This is a genomic window from Comamonas sp. HJ-2 (assembly GCF_053615495.1).
On sequence record NZ_JBSIFD010000016.1, the window covers coordinates 38210 to 54396 of the forward strand.

Below are 16187 nucleotides of genomic sequence, written 5' to 3' on the forward strand. Positions count from 1 at the left end.
AGAATTTCAAGCCTTTTCAGCCCCAATCGCTTACCCATCAAGCGCTTGCAGCTATCACTTTGAAGAGAAATCTCATGGAAACCATTCTGCAACATGTTCCCGTCGGCCAGAAGGTCGGCATCGCCTTCTCCGGCGGCCTGGACACTTCTGCCGCTCTGCGCTGGATGAAGAACAAGGGTGCCCTGCCCTACGCCTACACGGCCAACCTGGGTCAGCCCGACGAAGCCGATTACGACGAAATCCCCCGCAAGGCGATGGAATATGGCGCAGAAAAGGCCCGTCTGATCGACTGCCGCCCCCAGCTGGCCAACGAAGGCATTGCCGCCATCCAGTCCGGCGCTTTCCACATTTCCACCGGCGGCATCACCTACTTCAACACCACGCCCCTGGGCCGTGCCGTAACCGGCACCATGCTGGTGGCAGCCATGAAGGAAGACGACGTCAACATCTGGGGCGACGGCTCGACCTTCAAGGGCAATGACATCGAGCGCTTCTACCGCTACGGTCTGCTCACCAATCCCGCGCTGAAGATCTACAAGCCCTGGCTGGACAGCAACTTCATCGACGAGCTGGGCGGCCGCGCAGAAATGTCGGCCTTCATGACCAAGGAAGGTTTCGGCTACAAGATGTCGGCCGAGAAGGCCTATTCCACCGATTCCAATATGCTGGGCGCCACCCACGAAGCCAAGGATCTGGAGTTCCTGAACTCCGGCATCCGCATCGTGAACCCCATCATGGGCGTGGCTTTCTGGAAGCCCGAAGTTGAAGTCAAGGCAGAAGAAGTCTCCATCACCTTCGAAGAAGGCCGCCCCGTGGCCATCAACGGCAAGGAATACACCGATGCCGTGGAAGTCTTCCTGGAGCTGAACCGCATCGGCGGCCGCCACGGCCTGGGCATGAGCGACCAGATCGAGAACCGCATCATCGAAGCCAAGAGCCGCGGCATCTACGAAGCCCCCGGCATGGCCCTGCTGCACATTGCCTACGAGCGTCTGGTGACCGGCATCCACAACGAGGACACCATCGAGCAGTACCGCATCAACGGCCTGCGCCTGGGCCGTCTGCTGTACCAGGGCCGCTGGTTCGACCCCCAGGCCATCATGCTGCGCGAATCCTCGCAGCGCTGGGTGGCCCGCGCCGTGACCGGCACCGTGACGCTGGAACTGCGCCGCGGCAACGACTACTCCATCCTGAACACCGTGTCGCCCAACCTGACCTACGCTCCCGAGCGTCTGTCCATGGAAAAGGTCGAAGACGCGCCTTTCAGCCCCATCGACCGCATCGGCCAGCTGACCATGCGCAACCTGGACCTGATCGACACCCGCGCCAAGCTGGCCATCTACTCGCAAGCCGGCCTGCTGAGCGTGAGCAGCGCCAACGCCCTGCCACAACTGGGCAACGACAAGAAGTAATTCGACCCGCGCCCACGAAAAAGCCGCTGCAGTGCAGCGGCTTTTTTCATGCCAAATACGCCTCAATCGCTTGTAGGCAAAGCGATTGAGGCTATCAGTATTAAGGCATCAGCGATTGATCTGGTGCACCTGCTGTTCCAGTTGCCCCACATAGGCTGCCGTGCTGTTGTCCGACTCCTGGGCACGCTGCACCAGATGCGCTTCCAGCACATCAAGCCGGGCCATCACCTCTTCCTTGTCCCTGGCATGCAGTGCTTCCAGCACACCGCGCAGTTCGGTGAAGCGCGAAGCCTCGGCCTTGTCGGCCAGATCGCGCTGGGCTTGCATCTCCTTGGCATGGCGGCGTGCCTCCAGCAGCACCGAGCCCTGCATCCACAGCACATAGGCGATGAAGAACACGCTCAGCAAAATCGTCAGCGCCAGCATGAGCACGCCCAGCGGTGCCTGGATTTCGGTCAGGCCCAGCGAAACTGCGGCAGGGGCCGACAGCGCCGTCCAGTTGAAGGCTGCCAACACGGCAATCAGGGCCACGATGATGGCAATGCAGATGGTGCGAAAGTTCATGCTCTTCTCCTTGTACTCCGAGATGCCTTGTTTTAACCCAAGATCGCATCGGCTTGCGTCAGCAAGCGCCAGAAATGACAAAGCCGCTGTTGCCAGCGGCCCTGTCGTCATGATGCGTTCAGATCAGCGGCATGCGCCGGCTCAATTGGTCTCCGACAATTGCTCGAGGATCGCGGGATTCTCCAGAGTGCTGGTGTCCTGGGTAATCGCTTCTCCCTTGGCCAGCGAGCGCAGCAGGCGGCGCATGATCTTGCCGCTGCGGGTCTTGGGCAGGTTGTCGCCGAAGCGGATGTCCTTGGGCTTGGCAATCGGGCCGATCTCCTTGGCCACCCAGTTGCGCAGTTCGGTCGCAATCTGCCTGGCTTCCTCGCCCGTGGGCTTGCCGCGCTTGAGCACCACAAAGGCGCAGATGGCTTCGCCGGTCAGGTCGTCGGGACGGCCGACCACGGCGGCCTCGGCCACCAGATCGGTCTTGGCCACCAGGGCCGACTCGATTTCCATGGTGCCCATGCGGTGGCCCGAGACATTGAGCACATCGTCGATACGGCCCGTGATGCGGAAATAGCCGCGATCCTCGCTGCGCACGGCGCCGTCGCCAGCCAGGTAGTAGCCCTTGAGCTCTTCGGGGAAGTAGCTCTTCTTGAAGCGCTCGGGGTCGCCCCAGATGGTGCGAATCATCGAGGGCCAGGGCTTCTTCACCACCAGGATGCCGCCGGCGCCATTGGGGATCTCGTTGCCTGCCTCGTCGACGATGGCCGCCGTGATGCCGGGCAGGGGCAGGGTGCAGGAGCCGGGCACCAGAGGCGTGGCACCGGGCAGCGGCGTGATCATGTGGCCGCCGTTCTCGGTCTGCCAGAAGGTGTCCACGATGGGGCAGCGCTCGCCGCCCACATGCTTGTGATACCACATCCAGGCTTCGGGATTGATGGGCTCGCCCACCGAGCCCAGCAGGCGCAGGCTGGACAGATTCCAGTTCTTCGGGTGGACGCTGGGGTCGGAGTCCGCCGCCTTGATCAGCGAGCGTATGGCCGTGGGTGCCGTGTAGAAGATGCTGCACTGGTGGCGCTCTATCATCTGCCAGAAGCGGCCCGCATTGGGGAAGGTCGGCACGCCTTCGAAGACGATCTGCGTGGCACCGGCCGCCAGCGGGCCATAGGCCACATAGCTGTGGCCGGTGATCCAGCCGATATCGGCCGTGCACCAGAAGACATCACTGTCCCTGGCATCGAAAGTCCATTCGAAGGTCTGCTTGGCCCACAGCACATAGCCACCGGTGGCATGCTGCACGCCCTTGGGCTTGCCGGTGGAGCCGCTGGTGTAGAGGATGAAGAGCGGGTGCTCGGCATTGACAGGCACGGCTTCGCACTCGGTGGACTGGCCGGCCAATGCCTCGGTGAAGCTGATGTCGCGGCCCGCGACCATATTGCAGGCAGTGGCCGTGCGCTCATAGACCAGCACGCTCTTGACGGCTTCGCAGCCGCCCAGCGCAAGCGCGTCGTCGACGATGGCCTTGAGCGGCAACTCCTTGCCGCCGCGCATCTGGTAGTTGGAAGTGACGACCAGACTGGCACCCACGTCCACAATGCGCTCCTGTACGGCCTTGGCCGAGAACCCCCCGAACACCACGGAATGCGTGGCGCCGATGCGTGCGCAGGCCTGCATGGCCACCACACCCTCGATGGTCATAGGCATGTAGATCAGCACGCGATCGCCCTTTTTCACGCCGCGCGCCTTGAGCGCATTGGCGAACTGGCTCACGCGGGCGAGCAACTCTTTGTAAGTGACCTTGGTGACCTCGCCGCCGTCGGCTTCAAAGATGATGGCCGTCTTGTTCTCCACGGGCGTGCCCATGTGCTTGTCCAGACAGTTGGCGCTGGCGTTGAGCTCGCCGTCGGCAAACCATTTATAGAAAGGCGGGTTGCTCTGGTCCAGCACCTGGGTGAAGGGCTTGGTCCACTGCACGTTCTCGCGGGCCAGCCGTGCCCAATAGCCTTCATAGTCGCGCTCGGCTTCATCGCACAGGGCCTGGTATTGCGCCATGCCCGAGATGCGGGCCTTGGCGGCGAAATCCGCAGGGGGCGGGAACACACGGTTTTCCACCAGCACGGATTCGATGGTTGATGTCGCAGCGCTCATCGTTTTGTCTCCTGATGCATAAGCAATGAAATAATTGTGGGTGTACTGTCAAGGCTCGGTCTTACACCCCACTGACTGAAATTGAGAAGCGGCTTTTGCGCGCCGTCAAGCCCGTCATTCGCTCCCATTTTTGCAGCAGAAAGTGCCTGCTTGGTATTGATTTGCTTGCATTTTTTTCAAAACACCCTGGAACAAACCCTTAGAATCGCGCACCTGCTGCTGCAGAGGCCTGGGCCCACATTACGGTCTGCTCTCGAAGGCGCAGGCAGTCCGGGACGCGGCCCCAGCAAAACCAGTCTTACAAGGTGGCGGCATCCCGTTGCCCACCCATCGCATCCAGCCAGCCCCGCATACACATCATGAGCCGCATCCCTTCCGACGAAGCAGGCAACCCCAACCACCACACGCCGCATGGCGGCTACCAGCCTTCCGGCGTATTGCGTCCCCTGCCCTCGCTGATCTTTGCCAGCCGCTGGCTGCAGTTGCCGCTGTACCTGGGTCTGATTGCCGCCCAAGGTGTCTATGTCTGGCACTTTCTGTTGGAGCTCTGGCATCTGGTGGAGGCAGTCTTCGGCAATCAGGAAGCCCTGCATGCCCTGATCACCAATATTGGCTACAAAAGCGATGTCCAGATCACCCATCTGAACGAAACCATCATCATGCTGGTGGTACTGGCCTTGATCGATGTGGTCATGATCTCCAACCTGCTGATCATGGTCATCGTGGGTGGCTATGAAACCTTTGTCAGCCGCATGGGCCTGGAATCCCACCCCGACCAGCCCGAGTGGCTGAGCCATGTGAATGCCTCGGTACTCAAGGTCAAGCTGGCGCTGTCCATCATCGGCATCAGCTCCATCCACCTGCTCAAAAGCTTTATCAACGCCGGCAGCTATGAAGTACAGGTGCTGATGTGGCAGACCATCATCCACGTGGTCTTCCTGCTCAGCGCCCTGGCCATTGCGCTGACCGACAAGCTCACCCAAAGCGCTCATCATTGAGACAGCACGTCCTCCTCAAAAAGCCCCGCATGGTTGACCATGAAGGGGCTTTTTTCATGCCCATGGCAGCGGCAAAACGCGTCAAAAGCTGACAACCGGCAAAAAAAAGCCCTCGGTAGGCTGCCACGCCTTATCTATCAAGCACTTGCGCCTCCTGTTTTTGCGTATGCAAATGTTTCAATGGCGCGATTTCCGGCGGATGCGGGCGGCAAAGCTTACAGTCTGATTTGACGCATAAAACCCAATTCGATATATTAAAAAGTCATTTACAACCTGCCGTGCAGGTCGTCACCGCATTGTTGAGATGCGGTTGACTCACTTCCCGGCGGATCGTTGTGTCAATTCATGAGCGCTTGCCGCTCTTTGGCGCAGCCCCGTCAACCGGGCCGAAACACGGCCCTGATGTAGGGGGCTCTCCCCGGCCGATATTGCCGGGGTTGGCCTGACAAGAAGCCGTGCAGACACGTGCCAGTCGGTACCTGATCTGCCAGCCAGCTGCTTCTTCCAATTTGCCAGCTCTTGCGCACACCTGGCTGTGCCATCCGGGCTGAAAACTCGGCGCCATCGCTGCGCCATCTGCATTGCGCAGCCCTGTCCACAAGGCCGGGCTGAGCTGCGGCATCAGGGCTTTTATTTTGGCTTGTGCGCCAGCGCCCACCGGCATTGCCGGCTGTGGGCGCTGGACTGTGTTCCATCTCATCAAAAAGGAGAACGCCACAGTGGCCAAGCAAATCGCTATCGATCATGTCTTCAAGGTCTTCGGCAACGATCCGAAAACCGCGCTCAACCTGGTGAAACAGGGCCGGAGCAAGCAGGAGATCCTCGCCCAGACCGGGCAATCCATCGGCGTGTTCGACGCCGACTTCACCATCGAGGCCGGTGAAATCTTCGTGGTCATGGGCCTGTCGGGCTCGGGCAAATCCACCCTGGTGCGCATGCTCAATCGCCTGATCGAGCCCACCAGCGGCCGCATCCTGGTCGACGGCCAGGACATCAATACGCTCAATGACAAGGAACTGCGCGCGCTGCGCCGCAAGGACATCTCCATGGTGTTCCAGTCCTTTGCCCTCATGCCCCACCTCACGGTGCTGGACAACACGGCCTTTGGTCTGGAGCTGGCCGGCGTGGACCGCGCCACGCGCCAGCAGCAGGCGCAGGATGCCCTGGAGCAGGTAGGCCTGGGTGCCTGGGGCGCCAGCTATCCGGACGAGCTCTCCGGCGGCATGCAGCAGCGCGTGGGCCTGGCCCGCGCGCTGGCCTCCGACCCGTCCATTTTGCTGATGGACGAGGCCTTCTCTGCACTGGACCCCATCATCCGCACCGAGATGCAGTCCGAGCTGTTGCGTCTGCAGGAAATCAAGCGCCGCACCATCGTCTTCATCTCTCACGATCTGGACGAAGCCATGCGCATTGGCGACCGCATCGCCATCATGAAGGACGGCATGGTCCAGCAGGTCGGCACGCCCGACGAGATTCTGCGCAATCCCGCCAACGACTATGTGCGCACCTTCATTCAGGGCGTGGATGCGGCAGCCGTATTCAAGGCCTCCGACATCGCTCGCCAGGCGCTGACCGTGATTTCAGAGCACAGCGACCGCGGTTGCCGCGCCGCGCTTCGCCTGCTGGAGGACTCCGACCGCGATTACGCCTATGTGCTCAATGCACGCAAGCGCTTTCTGGGCGTGGTCTCGTCGCAGTCGCTGCGCGATGCGCTGCACGGCCACGAGGGAATGCTGGGCCTCAAGCACGCCTTCATCCCCAATGTGAAGCCCATCGCCAGCAGCACGCCGGTGGCCGAGCTGTTCGGCACCGTGGCCACTCCGGCCTACCCGCTGCCTGTGGTGGATGAAGAGGGCAAATACCTGGGCGTTATCAGCCGCACCACCATGCTCAAGTTCCTGGATCGAGCCACCCCGCCGGTGCCGCCACCCCAGAAGGAAATTCCGCCCATCAAGCTGGACCAGCACTTCCAGCCCACGTCCAACACGCAAGCTGCCCAGCACGCAGCGCAATAAAAGAAGGGAGCCGATTTGAACGATAACGCACTGAACAACCCCAACACAGAAACCACCAGCACGGCTTTTGACGACCCGTGGGCCGCAGCCTCTGCGCCCGCCACCGAGCCGGCCAGCGCCAATGTCACTAGCTCGGCGGCAGATGCCGATCCGTGGGCTGCCTCCTATGCCGATGCGGATGCCGGCTCAAGCACCGATGCCTGGAGCAGCGGCGATGCTGCCAGCCAGGCCAGCAGCACCGACTGGCTCAGCGCTCCCTCGCCCACCGATGTGCCCGAGCATGACGGCGGCATAGGCCAGCTCTGGCACCAGATCACCACCGAAGGCCTGCCCGTGCAGGACTCGATCAACAACGGCCTCACCTGGGTGGTTGATCATTTCCGCCCCTTCTTCCAGGCTGTTCGTACCCCCATCGACGCCACGCTCAACGGTGTGACCGATGTGCTGCAGACCATCCCCATGCCCGCACTGGTGCTGCTGATTGCCCTGCTGGCCTGGCAGTTTGCAGGCCGCAAACTGGCCATTGGCTCGGCAGTTTCGCTGCTGATTGTGGCCCTGCTGGGCATCTGGTCCGAAGCCATGGTCACGCTGGCCCTGGTGCTGACCTCGCTGTTCTTCTGCATCGTGATCGGCCTGCCCGTCGGCATCTTGCTGGCCAGCAGCGACCGTGCCCAGCGCTGGACGCGCCCACTATTGGACGCCATGCAGACCACACCGGCCTTCGTCTATCTGGTGCCGGTGGTCATGCTGTTCGGCATTGGCAATGTGCCCGGAGTGATCGTGACGATTGTGTTTGCCCTGCCGCCGCTGATCCGCCTGACCAACCTGGGCATTCGCCAGGTACGCCCCGACCTGATCGAGGCCAGCCGTGCCTACGGTGCATCGCCCGCCCAGTTACTGTGGAAAGTCCAGCTGCCGCTGGCCATGCCTTCCATCATGGCCGGTATCAACCAGGCGCTGATGCTGTCGCTGTCCATGGTGGTGATTGCTTCCATGATCGCCGTGGGCGGTCTGGGCCAGATGGTGCTGCGCGGCATCGGCCGTCTGGACATGGGTCTGGCCACCGTCGGCGGCCTGGGCATCGTGCTGCTGGCCATCGTGCTGGACCGCATCACCCAGGCCATGGGCGAGCCCAAGCGCGGCAGTGCCCGCTGGTGGGCCACCGGCCCAGCTGGTCTGGCCGTGCGTCTGCTGGGCAACAAGCGCTCGGCACCGGCTCCCAAGCCCGGCAGCGAAGCCACCAAGCCAGCAACGATCTGAATCAAGAACAAGGAGAACGCATGAGTACCGCCAACAACACTGTCAGCATCCGCCACGGCCTGGGCCACTGGCTGCTTGCCAGCACAGCCGCGGCCTCCATGGCCCTGTCCATGGTGAGCACCGCTGCTTTCGCTGCCGACGAGCTTCCTGGCAAGGGCGTCAAGGTCCAGCCGCTCAAGAGCTCGATTGCCGAAGAAGCCTTCCAGACCCAGCTCGTCATGAAGGCCCTGGAAAAGCTGGGCTACGAGGTCCAGCCCATGAAGGAAGTGGAATACCCCACCGCCCATATTGCACTGGCCAACGGCGATGCCACCTTCATGGCCAATCACTGGAACCCGCTGCACGCCGACTACTACAAGAATGCGGGCGGCGACGCCAAGCTCTACCGCAAGGGCGTGTTCTCGGCCAATGCCGCTCAGGGCTATCTGATCGACAAGAAGACGGCCGATGCGTACAAGATCACGAATCTCGGCCAGCTCAAGAGCCCCGAAATTGCCAAGCTCTTCGACACCGACGGTGACGGCAAGGCCGATCTGACGGGCTGCACGCCGGGCTGGGGCTGCGAAGCCATGATCGAGCACCAGCTTGGCGCCTACAAGCTGCGCGACACCGTCACTCACAAGCAAGGCACCTATTCGGCGCTGATGGCCGACACCATCACGCGCTACAAGGCCGGCAAGCCCGTCCTCTACTACACCTGGACGCCCTACTGGGTGAGCAATGTGCTCAAGCCCGGCAAGGACGTGGTGTGGCTGGAGGTTCCGTTCTCCGCGCTACCCGGCGAACAGTCCGGCACCGACACCAAGCTGGCCAACGGCAAGAACTACGGCTTCATTGCCAACAACCAGCAAATCGTGGCCAACAAGGCCTGGGCCGAACAGAACCCGGCCGCCGCCAAGCTGTTTGAAATCATCAAGCTGCCCGTGGGCGACATCAACGCCCAGAACTACATGATGAGCCAGGGCCAGAACAAGGCCTCCGACATCGAGCGTCACACCGACGGCTGGATCAAGGCCCATCAGAAGACTTTCGACGGCTGGATCAGCCAGGCGCTGGCGGCTGCCAAGAAGTCCTGATCACAATCCCCGAATCACGGCGACCGCTTGCGCGGCCGCCGTTTTTTTATCACCGGGCCGCCCCAAGATAAAACGCCCCTCCTGGAGGGGCAGCGAACCACACGCAGTGGGGAGCGTGGGGTGTCATTTGCAATCGGGCCGCAAGCCCACCCAAGCCAAGGAGAGACAAGAACAATGAGCAAGTCTGTGCAGACCCCGACCCCAAACCGACGCGCCAGGCGCCAGCTGCTGCTGGGCACGGCCGGAGCCGCAGCGCTGAGTCTGGGCCAGCCGCCTAGCTGGGCGGCCGGCCAGAATGTACCTGGCGATGCGCTTCCGGGCAAAGGCATCACCGTGCTGCCCGTCAAGAGCGCTCTGGCCGAGGAGAACTTCCAGACGCTGCTGGTGATGAAGGCGCTGCAGCAACTGGGCTACACCGTCAAGCCCTGGGAAGAGCTGGACTACCCGCTGATCCACGTGGCCGTGGCCAATGGCGATGCCAGTTTCATGGCCAACCACTGGAACCCGCACCACGCCGAGTTCTATCAGCAGGCCGGCGGCGACGCCAAGCTCTCGCGCAAGGGCGTGTATGCAGCCGGTGCGGCCCAGGGCTACATGATCGACAAGAAGACGGCCGACGAACACAAGATCACCCATCTCGACCAGCTCAAGGATCCTGGACTGGCGGCCCTGTTCGATATCGACGGCGACGGCAAGGCCAATCTGATCGGCCCCAACGCCGGCTGGGGCGGCGAGGCCGTGGTGGCCCACCAGATCAAGGCTTTCGGTCTGGAAAGCACCGTCAGCTACACCCAGGGCAACTATCCGGCCCTGATTGCCGACACGCTGGCGCGCTTCAAGGCCGGCAAGCCCGTGCTGTACTACGCCTGGACACCGTACTGGCTCAGCAATGTGCTGCGCCCCGGACAGGAAGTGGTGTGGCTGCAAGTACCGCGCTCCTCCATGCCCGGCGTGCAGGCCGGCACCGACACCCGGCTGCCCAATGGCCGCAACTACGGCTTTCCGCTCAACAACGAGTACATCGTGGCCAACAAGCTCTGGGTCGAACAGAACCCCGCTGCCGGCAAGCTATTCGAGATCATGCAGATCCCCATCAGCGATATCAGCCGCCAGAACCAGCTGCTGCGCGAAGGGGAAAGCAAGCCCGCCGATATCCACCGCCATGTGGACGCCTGGATCAAGGGCCACCAGAAGACCTTTGACGCCTGGATTGTCCAGGCCAAGGCCGCAGCCCTGAAATCCTGATTCGCCAACGGCGCACCGAACCGGGTTCGGGCGCCGTTTCTTTCATCAACCCTCTCGCTTTTTCATGCCGATTTCGGGGTAGGCACCCAGCATTCAAGGAGTACTCATGCACCGCGACACGCCCGCACATTCCCCTCTCCCAACCCTGCAGCCCCGATACCGCTATCTGGTTGCCATCGCCTTGCTGAGCTTTGGTGCTGCTGCCGCTCAAGCACAAACGAGCTCTGGCGATCTGCCCGGCAAAGGCGTCTCGGTGCAACCGCTCAAGGGCACGGTGGATGAGGAAATGTTCCAGACCCTGCTGGTTTCGCGTGCTCTGGAGAAGCTGGGCTACCGGGTACAGCCCGTCAAGAGCCTGGAAAACGGCACCCAGCATGTGGCCGTGGCCCAGGGCGATGCCACCTTTACCGCGACTCACTGGATGCCGCTGCACCGTGCCTTCTATGAGAGCAATGGCGCAGACAAGGCCTTCTATCGCGCCGGCACCTATTCGCGCAATGCGGTCCAAGGCTATCTGATCGACAAGGCCACGGCCGAGAAGTACCGGATCACCAGCATCACGCAACTCAAGGACCCCAAGCTGGCGGCGCTGTTCGACACCGACGGCGACGGCAAGGCCGACCTGACGGGCTGCAACCCCGGCTGGGGCTGCGAGCTGGCCATCAACAAACATCTCAAGGGACTGGATCTGGAGTCCAGCATCACCCACAGGCAAGGCAATTACCAGGCCTTGATTGCCGACACCATCACCCGCTACAAAAGCGGCAAGCCCATTCTCTACTACGTCTGGACCCCGTTCTGGGTGAACACCGTGCTGCGCCCGGGCAAGGAGGTCAGCTGGCTGGAGGTACCCAATGTCCCCGGGGCACAGGGCGAGGACCAGACCCAGCTGCCCAATGGCAAGAACTACGGCTTCCAGCTCAATCAGCAATACATCCTGGCCAACAAGGCCTGGGCCGAGAAAAATCCGGCCGCTGCCAAACTGTTTGCCGTGATGCAGCTGCCCATTGAGGACATCAACGCCCAGAACATGCGCATGCGCCAGGGCGAGAGCAGCTCGGCCGACGTCAGCCGCCATGTGGACGGCTGGATCAAGGCCCATCAGCAGACTTTTGACAGCTGGCTGGAGCAGGCGCGCGCCGCTGCCAGATAAGGATCAAAAACGGCTACAGCGCTTTATGGCAAAGCGCTGGCAGCTATCAAAAGTGCTTTCGACAGCGGGCGGCTGCCTACCAGTTGGCCTTGGCATTGCGGCAGGCCGCCTGGCTGGACAGGGCGACAAAGCGCTCCACCCGCAGCGCCAGCATCTTGCGCCCCTGTCGAGCCAGCACCGGATCAGCCACGGCTCGCTCCACCACCTGGCCCTGTACCTCGGCCAGCATGGCGACGGTGGCGCTGCTGCGCGTGTTCAGATAGGCCTGCTCCAGCAGCACGCTGTCTCCCTCGGGCAGCACGCCGATGATCTGGCCGCTTTCGCATTCCTGAAACCGGGCCGTCTCGCCATCCAGGCTGTACAGTCCCTGCCATCGCCCGCTTTCCTCGCTAGGCTTGAGGCCTGCGGCGGCAGGGCCGGCCTGCCTGACCTCGGTCTGGGCCTGGGCCTGCTTCTTGCCCGTCAGACCGGTCCAGGTCTTGTCCCAGGTCTGGGAAACCTTGTCCGTCATGCCGGACAAGCTCGAACAGGCGGTCAAACCCGTCACCACAATGACACTGGCCGCCAGGCGCCACAGCTTGCTCTGCATGAATACCTCTGATTTTCCAAAAGCAGGCACGTTAACAGACAGCGGCAGCCTTCAATTGCTGCAGATATCTCTATGCAACAAAGTGTTGCATACATAATCAGCGATCTCTTGAACCAATGCAGCCATGAGCCAACCCACCGCCCCCATCGTCCACGGCACCGAAGATGTGCTGATTGCCCTGTGCAACTCCGTCTCGCGCGTGCTGCAGGTGGCCACCCAGTGCCCGATCCAGTACTCGGGCATGGTGCAACGCATCACCAAGACCAGTCTCAAACCCGATATCGGCTGCTTTGTGCTGATCGATGGCGGCTTTTCTGCGCTCATCATCATCAACTTCTCGGCCGATGCGGCCATGGAGCTATACCGCAGCTATCTGCTGTCCATGGGCATGGCCGAGAGCGATCTGGCCAGTTCCTATACCTCGGACGATGTGAGCAACGTCATGGGCGAACTGATGAACCAGGTCGTTGGCGACTTCACCAGCAAGGTGCAGCGCGAGCTGCAGACCCATATCGCGCAAAGCCAGCCCAAGATGATCCGCCTGAACAAGCAGGTCAATCTGAGCGTGGATGCCAATCTGGATGCCCCGGAAGCGCGCCGCGTGACCTTCTACACAGGCAACAACAACATCTTCTATCTGGAGATGGCGGTGGATCACATGGAGTTCATCAAGATCAAGGACTTCGAGGCCCAGGAAAAACCGGACCCTGATCTTGTCATGGCCCAGGCCCATGAAGCCCAATCTGGACAAGCACCTGCCGCTATCAATACTGCTGTAGCCTCCAGCGACACCGACGACCTGCTCAAGTCGCTTGGCCTCTAAGGCAAGAGCGACGGCCCGGGAGCTCGCGTTTGCACGTGATCGGTCTTGCGTCGGCGGCGCTTACCTGCCTTTTTCTGCCGGCAGGCCCGGTCTTACCGCATCGGCCATTGCGAGAATAAAGGCGCGTAGCTTTTGCACATCGTCGTCGCTGAGCTTGCCCGCAAAATCGGGCATGCCACGCGAGGTGGCCGGGCCGTTGATGATGAAGCTGCCCAGATTGTCAATCATGGCCGCAGGCAGATAGGTCAGGCTGGGCAGGGCTCCGCCCTTGCTGATGCCAGGATAGCCGTGACAGGCAATGCAGTTGCTGTTGTAGAGTGCGGCACCGGCCGGCACCAGTTGCTGGTCGTACTGGAGCCCACCGATCAGGGCATTCATCTGATAGGCCACCCGTTCCGGCATCGGGGCCTTGCCTCCCAGCACAAAGGTATAGACCGTGCCGGGGCTCTTGAAGTCGGCCACGCGGTCACCCAGGCCAAAAGCACCACCCCAGCCCACGGCAATCGAGACATATTGCCGGCCGTCCAGTTCATAGCTCACCGGTGCCGCAATCACGCCGCTGCCCATGGGAGCCGCCCAGAGCTTTTTGCCGCTTCTGGCGTGATAGGCCACCAGCCGCGCATCGGCCGTTCCCTGAAAGACCAGATCACCGGCCGTCGCCAGCGCTCCGCCATTCCAGGGCGAGACATGCTTTTGATGCCAGGCTTCCTTTTGCCGCACCGGGTCCCAGGCGATCAGGCGACCAAAGGGCAGGCTGCTGGGCTCCAGCATCACGCGCCCCGTATTCCAGCCGGTATTGCTCATGAGCTGGCCCGGCGTATTGCTGTTGAAGCCGGTCCAGTTCGGATCGTCGGCCATGGCCGTGGGAATATGCTGGGCCGGAATATAGGCCAGCCCTGTCTGCGGGCTATAGGCCATGGAATGCCAGTTATGCGCCCCCAGGGGGCCGGGAATGATCTCGGCCTTGCCGGCGCTGCGCACGGCCTCCTCCATGATGGGACGGCCGTTGCCGTCATAGCCCCTGGCCCAGTTCACGGGCACAAAGTTCCTCGCGGAGATGAATTTTCCGCTCTGGCGGTCGATCACAAAAAAGTAGCCGTTCTTGGGCGCATGCAGCAATACCTTGCGCAGCTTGCCGTCAATTCTGATGTCAGCCTGCACGATATCCTGGGCAGAAGTGAAGTCCCAGTTATCACCCGGCGTTTCCTGGTAGTGCCATTTGTAGGCACCCGTGTCCGGGTCCAGCGCCACGATGGAGCCTAGATAGAGGTTGTCTCCCCCCGCAGGACTGCGCTTGCGGTGCGCCCAGGGTGAGCCATTGCCCACGCCGATATACATCTGATCGAGTTCTGGGTCGAACACCAGCGAGTTCCAGACCGTTCCGCCACCGCCGCTCTCCCAATACCTGCCTGCCGGGTCCCAGGTTTTGGCCGCCTCCTCCAGCGCCTTGCTCTCATAAGCCCGAGCCGGATCGCCTGGCACGGTATAAAAGCGCCAAACCTGCTTGCCGGTCTCGGCGTCATAGGCCGTCACATAACCGCGAGCACCATATTCGGCGCCGCCATTGCCGATATAGACCTTGCCCTTGAACACTCGCGGAGCGCCCGTGATGGTGTATGAAAAATTCTTGTTGTCTATGGTGTCCGTGGACCAGACCTGACGGCCCGTGGCAGCGTCCAGCGCAATCAGCCGCCCGTCGAAGGCAGCCACAAACACCTTGCCCTTGTAGACGGCCACACCGCGGTTGACCACATCGCAGCAGCCCTTGTAGGCCATCTCGCGCGGCACCTGTGGGTCGTAGGTCCACAGCGCCTTGCCCGTGCGTGCATCCACTGCATGCACCACGCTCCAGGGGGCGGAAACATACATCACGCCATTCACCACGATGGGGGTGGCTTCCACGCCGCGCGACGAATCGAGCTTGTACGACCAGGCCAGGCCCAGTTGGTCCACATTGCCACTGTGGATCTGCTTGAGCGGGCTGAAGCGATTTTCCTGATAGTTCAGCCCATGGCTGGGCCAGTCCTTGCCGGTCCTGGCATTGGCTTCGATATGAGCGTCATCCACATGCTGCCCAGCCAGCGCCGGCATGGACAGCCAGCCCAGCAATCCTGCAACGGCCAGGCTCACCAAACGCCGGTTTGGCCTGTGGTGGGTGCGGATGCACGCAGGGTTTTGCATAGAGTCTGTCTCCTGTGGTGATGGGGTCGTTCTGCCGCAGTTCTCCCGCCAGCTTCGGCAAATTCTTGGGCAAGCAGGAGCAGCTCGCATCACAGGCAAATCCGCACTCCGTTTGGACGATGCGTCGCACGCCTGACAAGGTGCCATGTCCGACGACAGCCGGTCACAGCATCCTTGCCTAAAACCCTGTTAACAAGATAAATACTGTTTTCGCAATAATTTGAATACCAACTATTTGAATGCATTCGGAATGTCCAGCACCGCCTCACTGTCCAGTCGTCAGCGCCAGCTCATGTTCGTCATGGCGCAGGTCAACAAGCAATGGCGCCGCACGCTGGACAAGGTCCTGGCACCCCTGGGTCTGACGCAGGCGCTGTGGCTGCCCCTGGTCCACCTGGAGCGCAGTGCGGGTGCCATGCGGCAAAAGGACCTTGCTCTGGCGCTGGCGTTGGACAGCTCTTCCATCGTGCGACTGATTGACGGCCTTCAGGCCCAAGGCTGGGTGGAGCGCATCGACGATGCCGATCGGCGCGTCAAGCGCATACAGCTCACGGCGGCCGGACTGCTTCAGGTCGAGACCGTCAAGACCATCGTGGCGGATGTCCGCAGCGAAGTCATGCAGGAGCTGCCCCCCGATCTGCTGGACGCCACACTGGATGCACTGGAAACCATGCTGGAAAAGATGGCTGCGCTGGAAGCAAGCGCCAGCGAGGGCTCCCAGCCCGAAAGCTGAAC

General features: G+C 61.7%; 13 protein-coding genes. 9 read left to right on the forward strand and 4 right to left on the reverse strand.

Going from position 1 to position 16187, the window contains the following annotated elements; all coding sequences use genetic code 11:
- Nucleotides 1–74: 74 nt before the first annotated feature.
- On the forward strand, nucleotides 75–1412 hold the full coding sequence (gene argG / locus ACWGXF_RS14490; protein ID WP_087864859.1) for an argininosuccinate synthase: 1338 nt from the start codon (nucleotides 75–77) through the stop codon (nucleotides 1410–1412).
- Nucleotides 1413–1520: 108 nt separating this feature from the next.
- Here the strand turns inward: argG and ACWGXF_RS14495 are convergent, their stop codons facing one another.
- Both ACWGXF_RS14495 and acs read right to left on the reverse strand, forming a co-directional pair.
- The gene (locus tag ACWGXF_RS14495; protein WP_012837575.1) at nucleotides 1521–1976 is read right to left on the reverse strand and encodes a hypothetical protein; all 456 of its coding nucleotides are present in this window, start codon (nucleotides 1974–1976) and stop codon (nucleotides 1521–1523) included.
- A 141-nt stretch (nucleotides 1977–2117) separates the two neighbouring features.
- On the reverse strand, nucleotides 2118–4112 hold the full coding sequence (gene acs, locus ACWGXF_RS14500) for an acetate--CoA ligase (RefSeq protein ID WP_256630036.1): 1995 nt from the start codon (nucleotides 4110–4112) through the stop codon (nucleotides 2118–2120).
- Nucleotides 4113–4471: 359 nt separating this feature from the next.
- On the opposite strand from acs, the gene ACWGXF_RS14505 reads away from it, so the two are divergent.
- The 6 genes from ACWGXF_RS14505 to proX (ACWGXF_RS14530) all read left to right on the forward strand — a co-directional run bounded on the left by ACWGXF_RS14505 (nucleotide 4472) and on the right by proX (ACWGXF_RS14530) (nucleotide 11859).
- Nucleotides 4472–5110, forward strand: coding sequence for a YqhA family protein (locus tag ACWGXF_RS14505; protein ID WP_172415253.1), 639 nt, complete (start codon nucleotides 4472–4474; stop codon nucleotides 5108–5110).
- 719 nt (nucleotides 5111–5829) lie between these two features.
- Nucleotides 5830–7125, forward strand: coding sequence for a glycine betaine/L-proline ABC transporter ATP-binding protein ProV (proV, locus tag ACWGXF_RS14510; RefSeq protein ID WP_256630035.1), 1296 nt, complete (start codon nucleotides 5830–5832; stop codon nucleotides 7123–7125).
- Nucleotides 7126–7140: 15 nt separating this feature from the next.
- Nucleotides 7141–8385: a glycine betaine/L-proline ABC transporter permease ProW gene (proW, locus tag ACWGXF_RS14515; RefSeq protein ID WP_012837572.1), complete on the forward strand. Its 1245-nt coding sequence runs from the start codon at nucleotides 7141–7143 to the stop codon at nucleotides 8383–8385.
- Between the two features lie 20 nt (nucleotides 8386–8405).
- Nucleotides 8406–9461 (forward strand): glycine betaine/L-proline ABC transporter substrate-binding protein ProX, encoded by a 1056-nt coding sequence (gene proX, locus ACWGXF_RS14520; protein WP_256630034.1) that lies wholly within the window; start codon nucleotides 8406–8408, stop codon nucleotides 9459–9461.
- 174 nt (nucleotides 9462–9635) lie between these two features.
- Complete coding sequence (gene proX / locus ACWGXF_RS14525; protein WP_012837570.1) at nucleotides 9636–10706, forward strand: glycine betaine/L-proline ABC transporter substrate-binding protein ProX; 1071 nt, start codon at nucleotides 9636–9638, stop codon at nucleotides 10704–10706.
- A gap of 106 nt (nucleotides 10707–10812) precedes the next feature.
- A complete protein-coding gene (gene proX / locus ACWGXF_RS14530) occupies nucleotides 10813–11859 on the forward strand; it encodes a glycine betaine/L-proline ABC transporter substrate-binding protein ProX (protein WP_202788270.1) in 1047 nt (348 codons plus the stop codon).
- A 76-nt stretch (nucleotides 11860–11935) separates the two neighbouring features.
- Here proX (ACWGXF_RS14530) and ACWGXF_RS14535 read toward each other — a convergent pair whose 3' ends face one another.
- Entirely contained in the window at nucleotides 11936–12448 is a 513-nt protein-coding gene (locus ACWGXF_RS14535) for a hypothetical protein (protein ID WP_256630033.1), read from the reverse strand.
- Nucleotides 12449–12572: 124 nt separating this feature from the next.
- On the opposite strand from ACWGXF_RS14535, the gene ACWGXF_RS14540 reads away from it, so the two are divergent.
- Nucleotides 12573–13271, forward strand: a complete 699-nt coding sequence (locus ACWGXF_RS14540; protein WP_012837567.1) for a DUF3334 family protein — start codon at nucleotides 12573–12575, stop codon at nucleotides 13269–13271.
- A gap of 60 nt (nucleotides 13272–13331) precedes the next feature.
- Here the strand turns inward: ACWGXF_RS14540 and ACWGXF_RS14545 are convergent, their stop codons facing one another.
- Complete coding sequence (locus tag ACWGXF_RS14545) at nucleotides 13332–15452, reverse strand: PQQ-dependent dehydrogenase, methanol/ethanol family (protein WP_370466548.1); 2121 nt, start codon at nucleotides 15450–15452, stop codon at nucleotides 13332–13334.
- A gap of 250 nt (nucleotides 15453–15702) precedes the next feature.
- Between ACWGXF_RS14545 and ACWGXF_RS14550 the strand changes: the two genes are divergently transcribed.
- Nucleotides 15703–16185 carry a MarR family winged helix-turn-helix transcriptional regulator gene (locus tag ACWGXF_RS14550; RefSeq protein WP_003061063.1) on the forward strand — a complete coding sequence of 161 codons (483 nt, stop codon included), beginning with the start codon at nucleotides 15703–15705 and terminating at the stop codon, nucleotides 16183–16185.
- The last annotated feature ends 2 nt before the right edge of the window (nucleotides 16186–16187 follow it).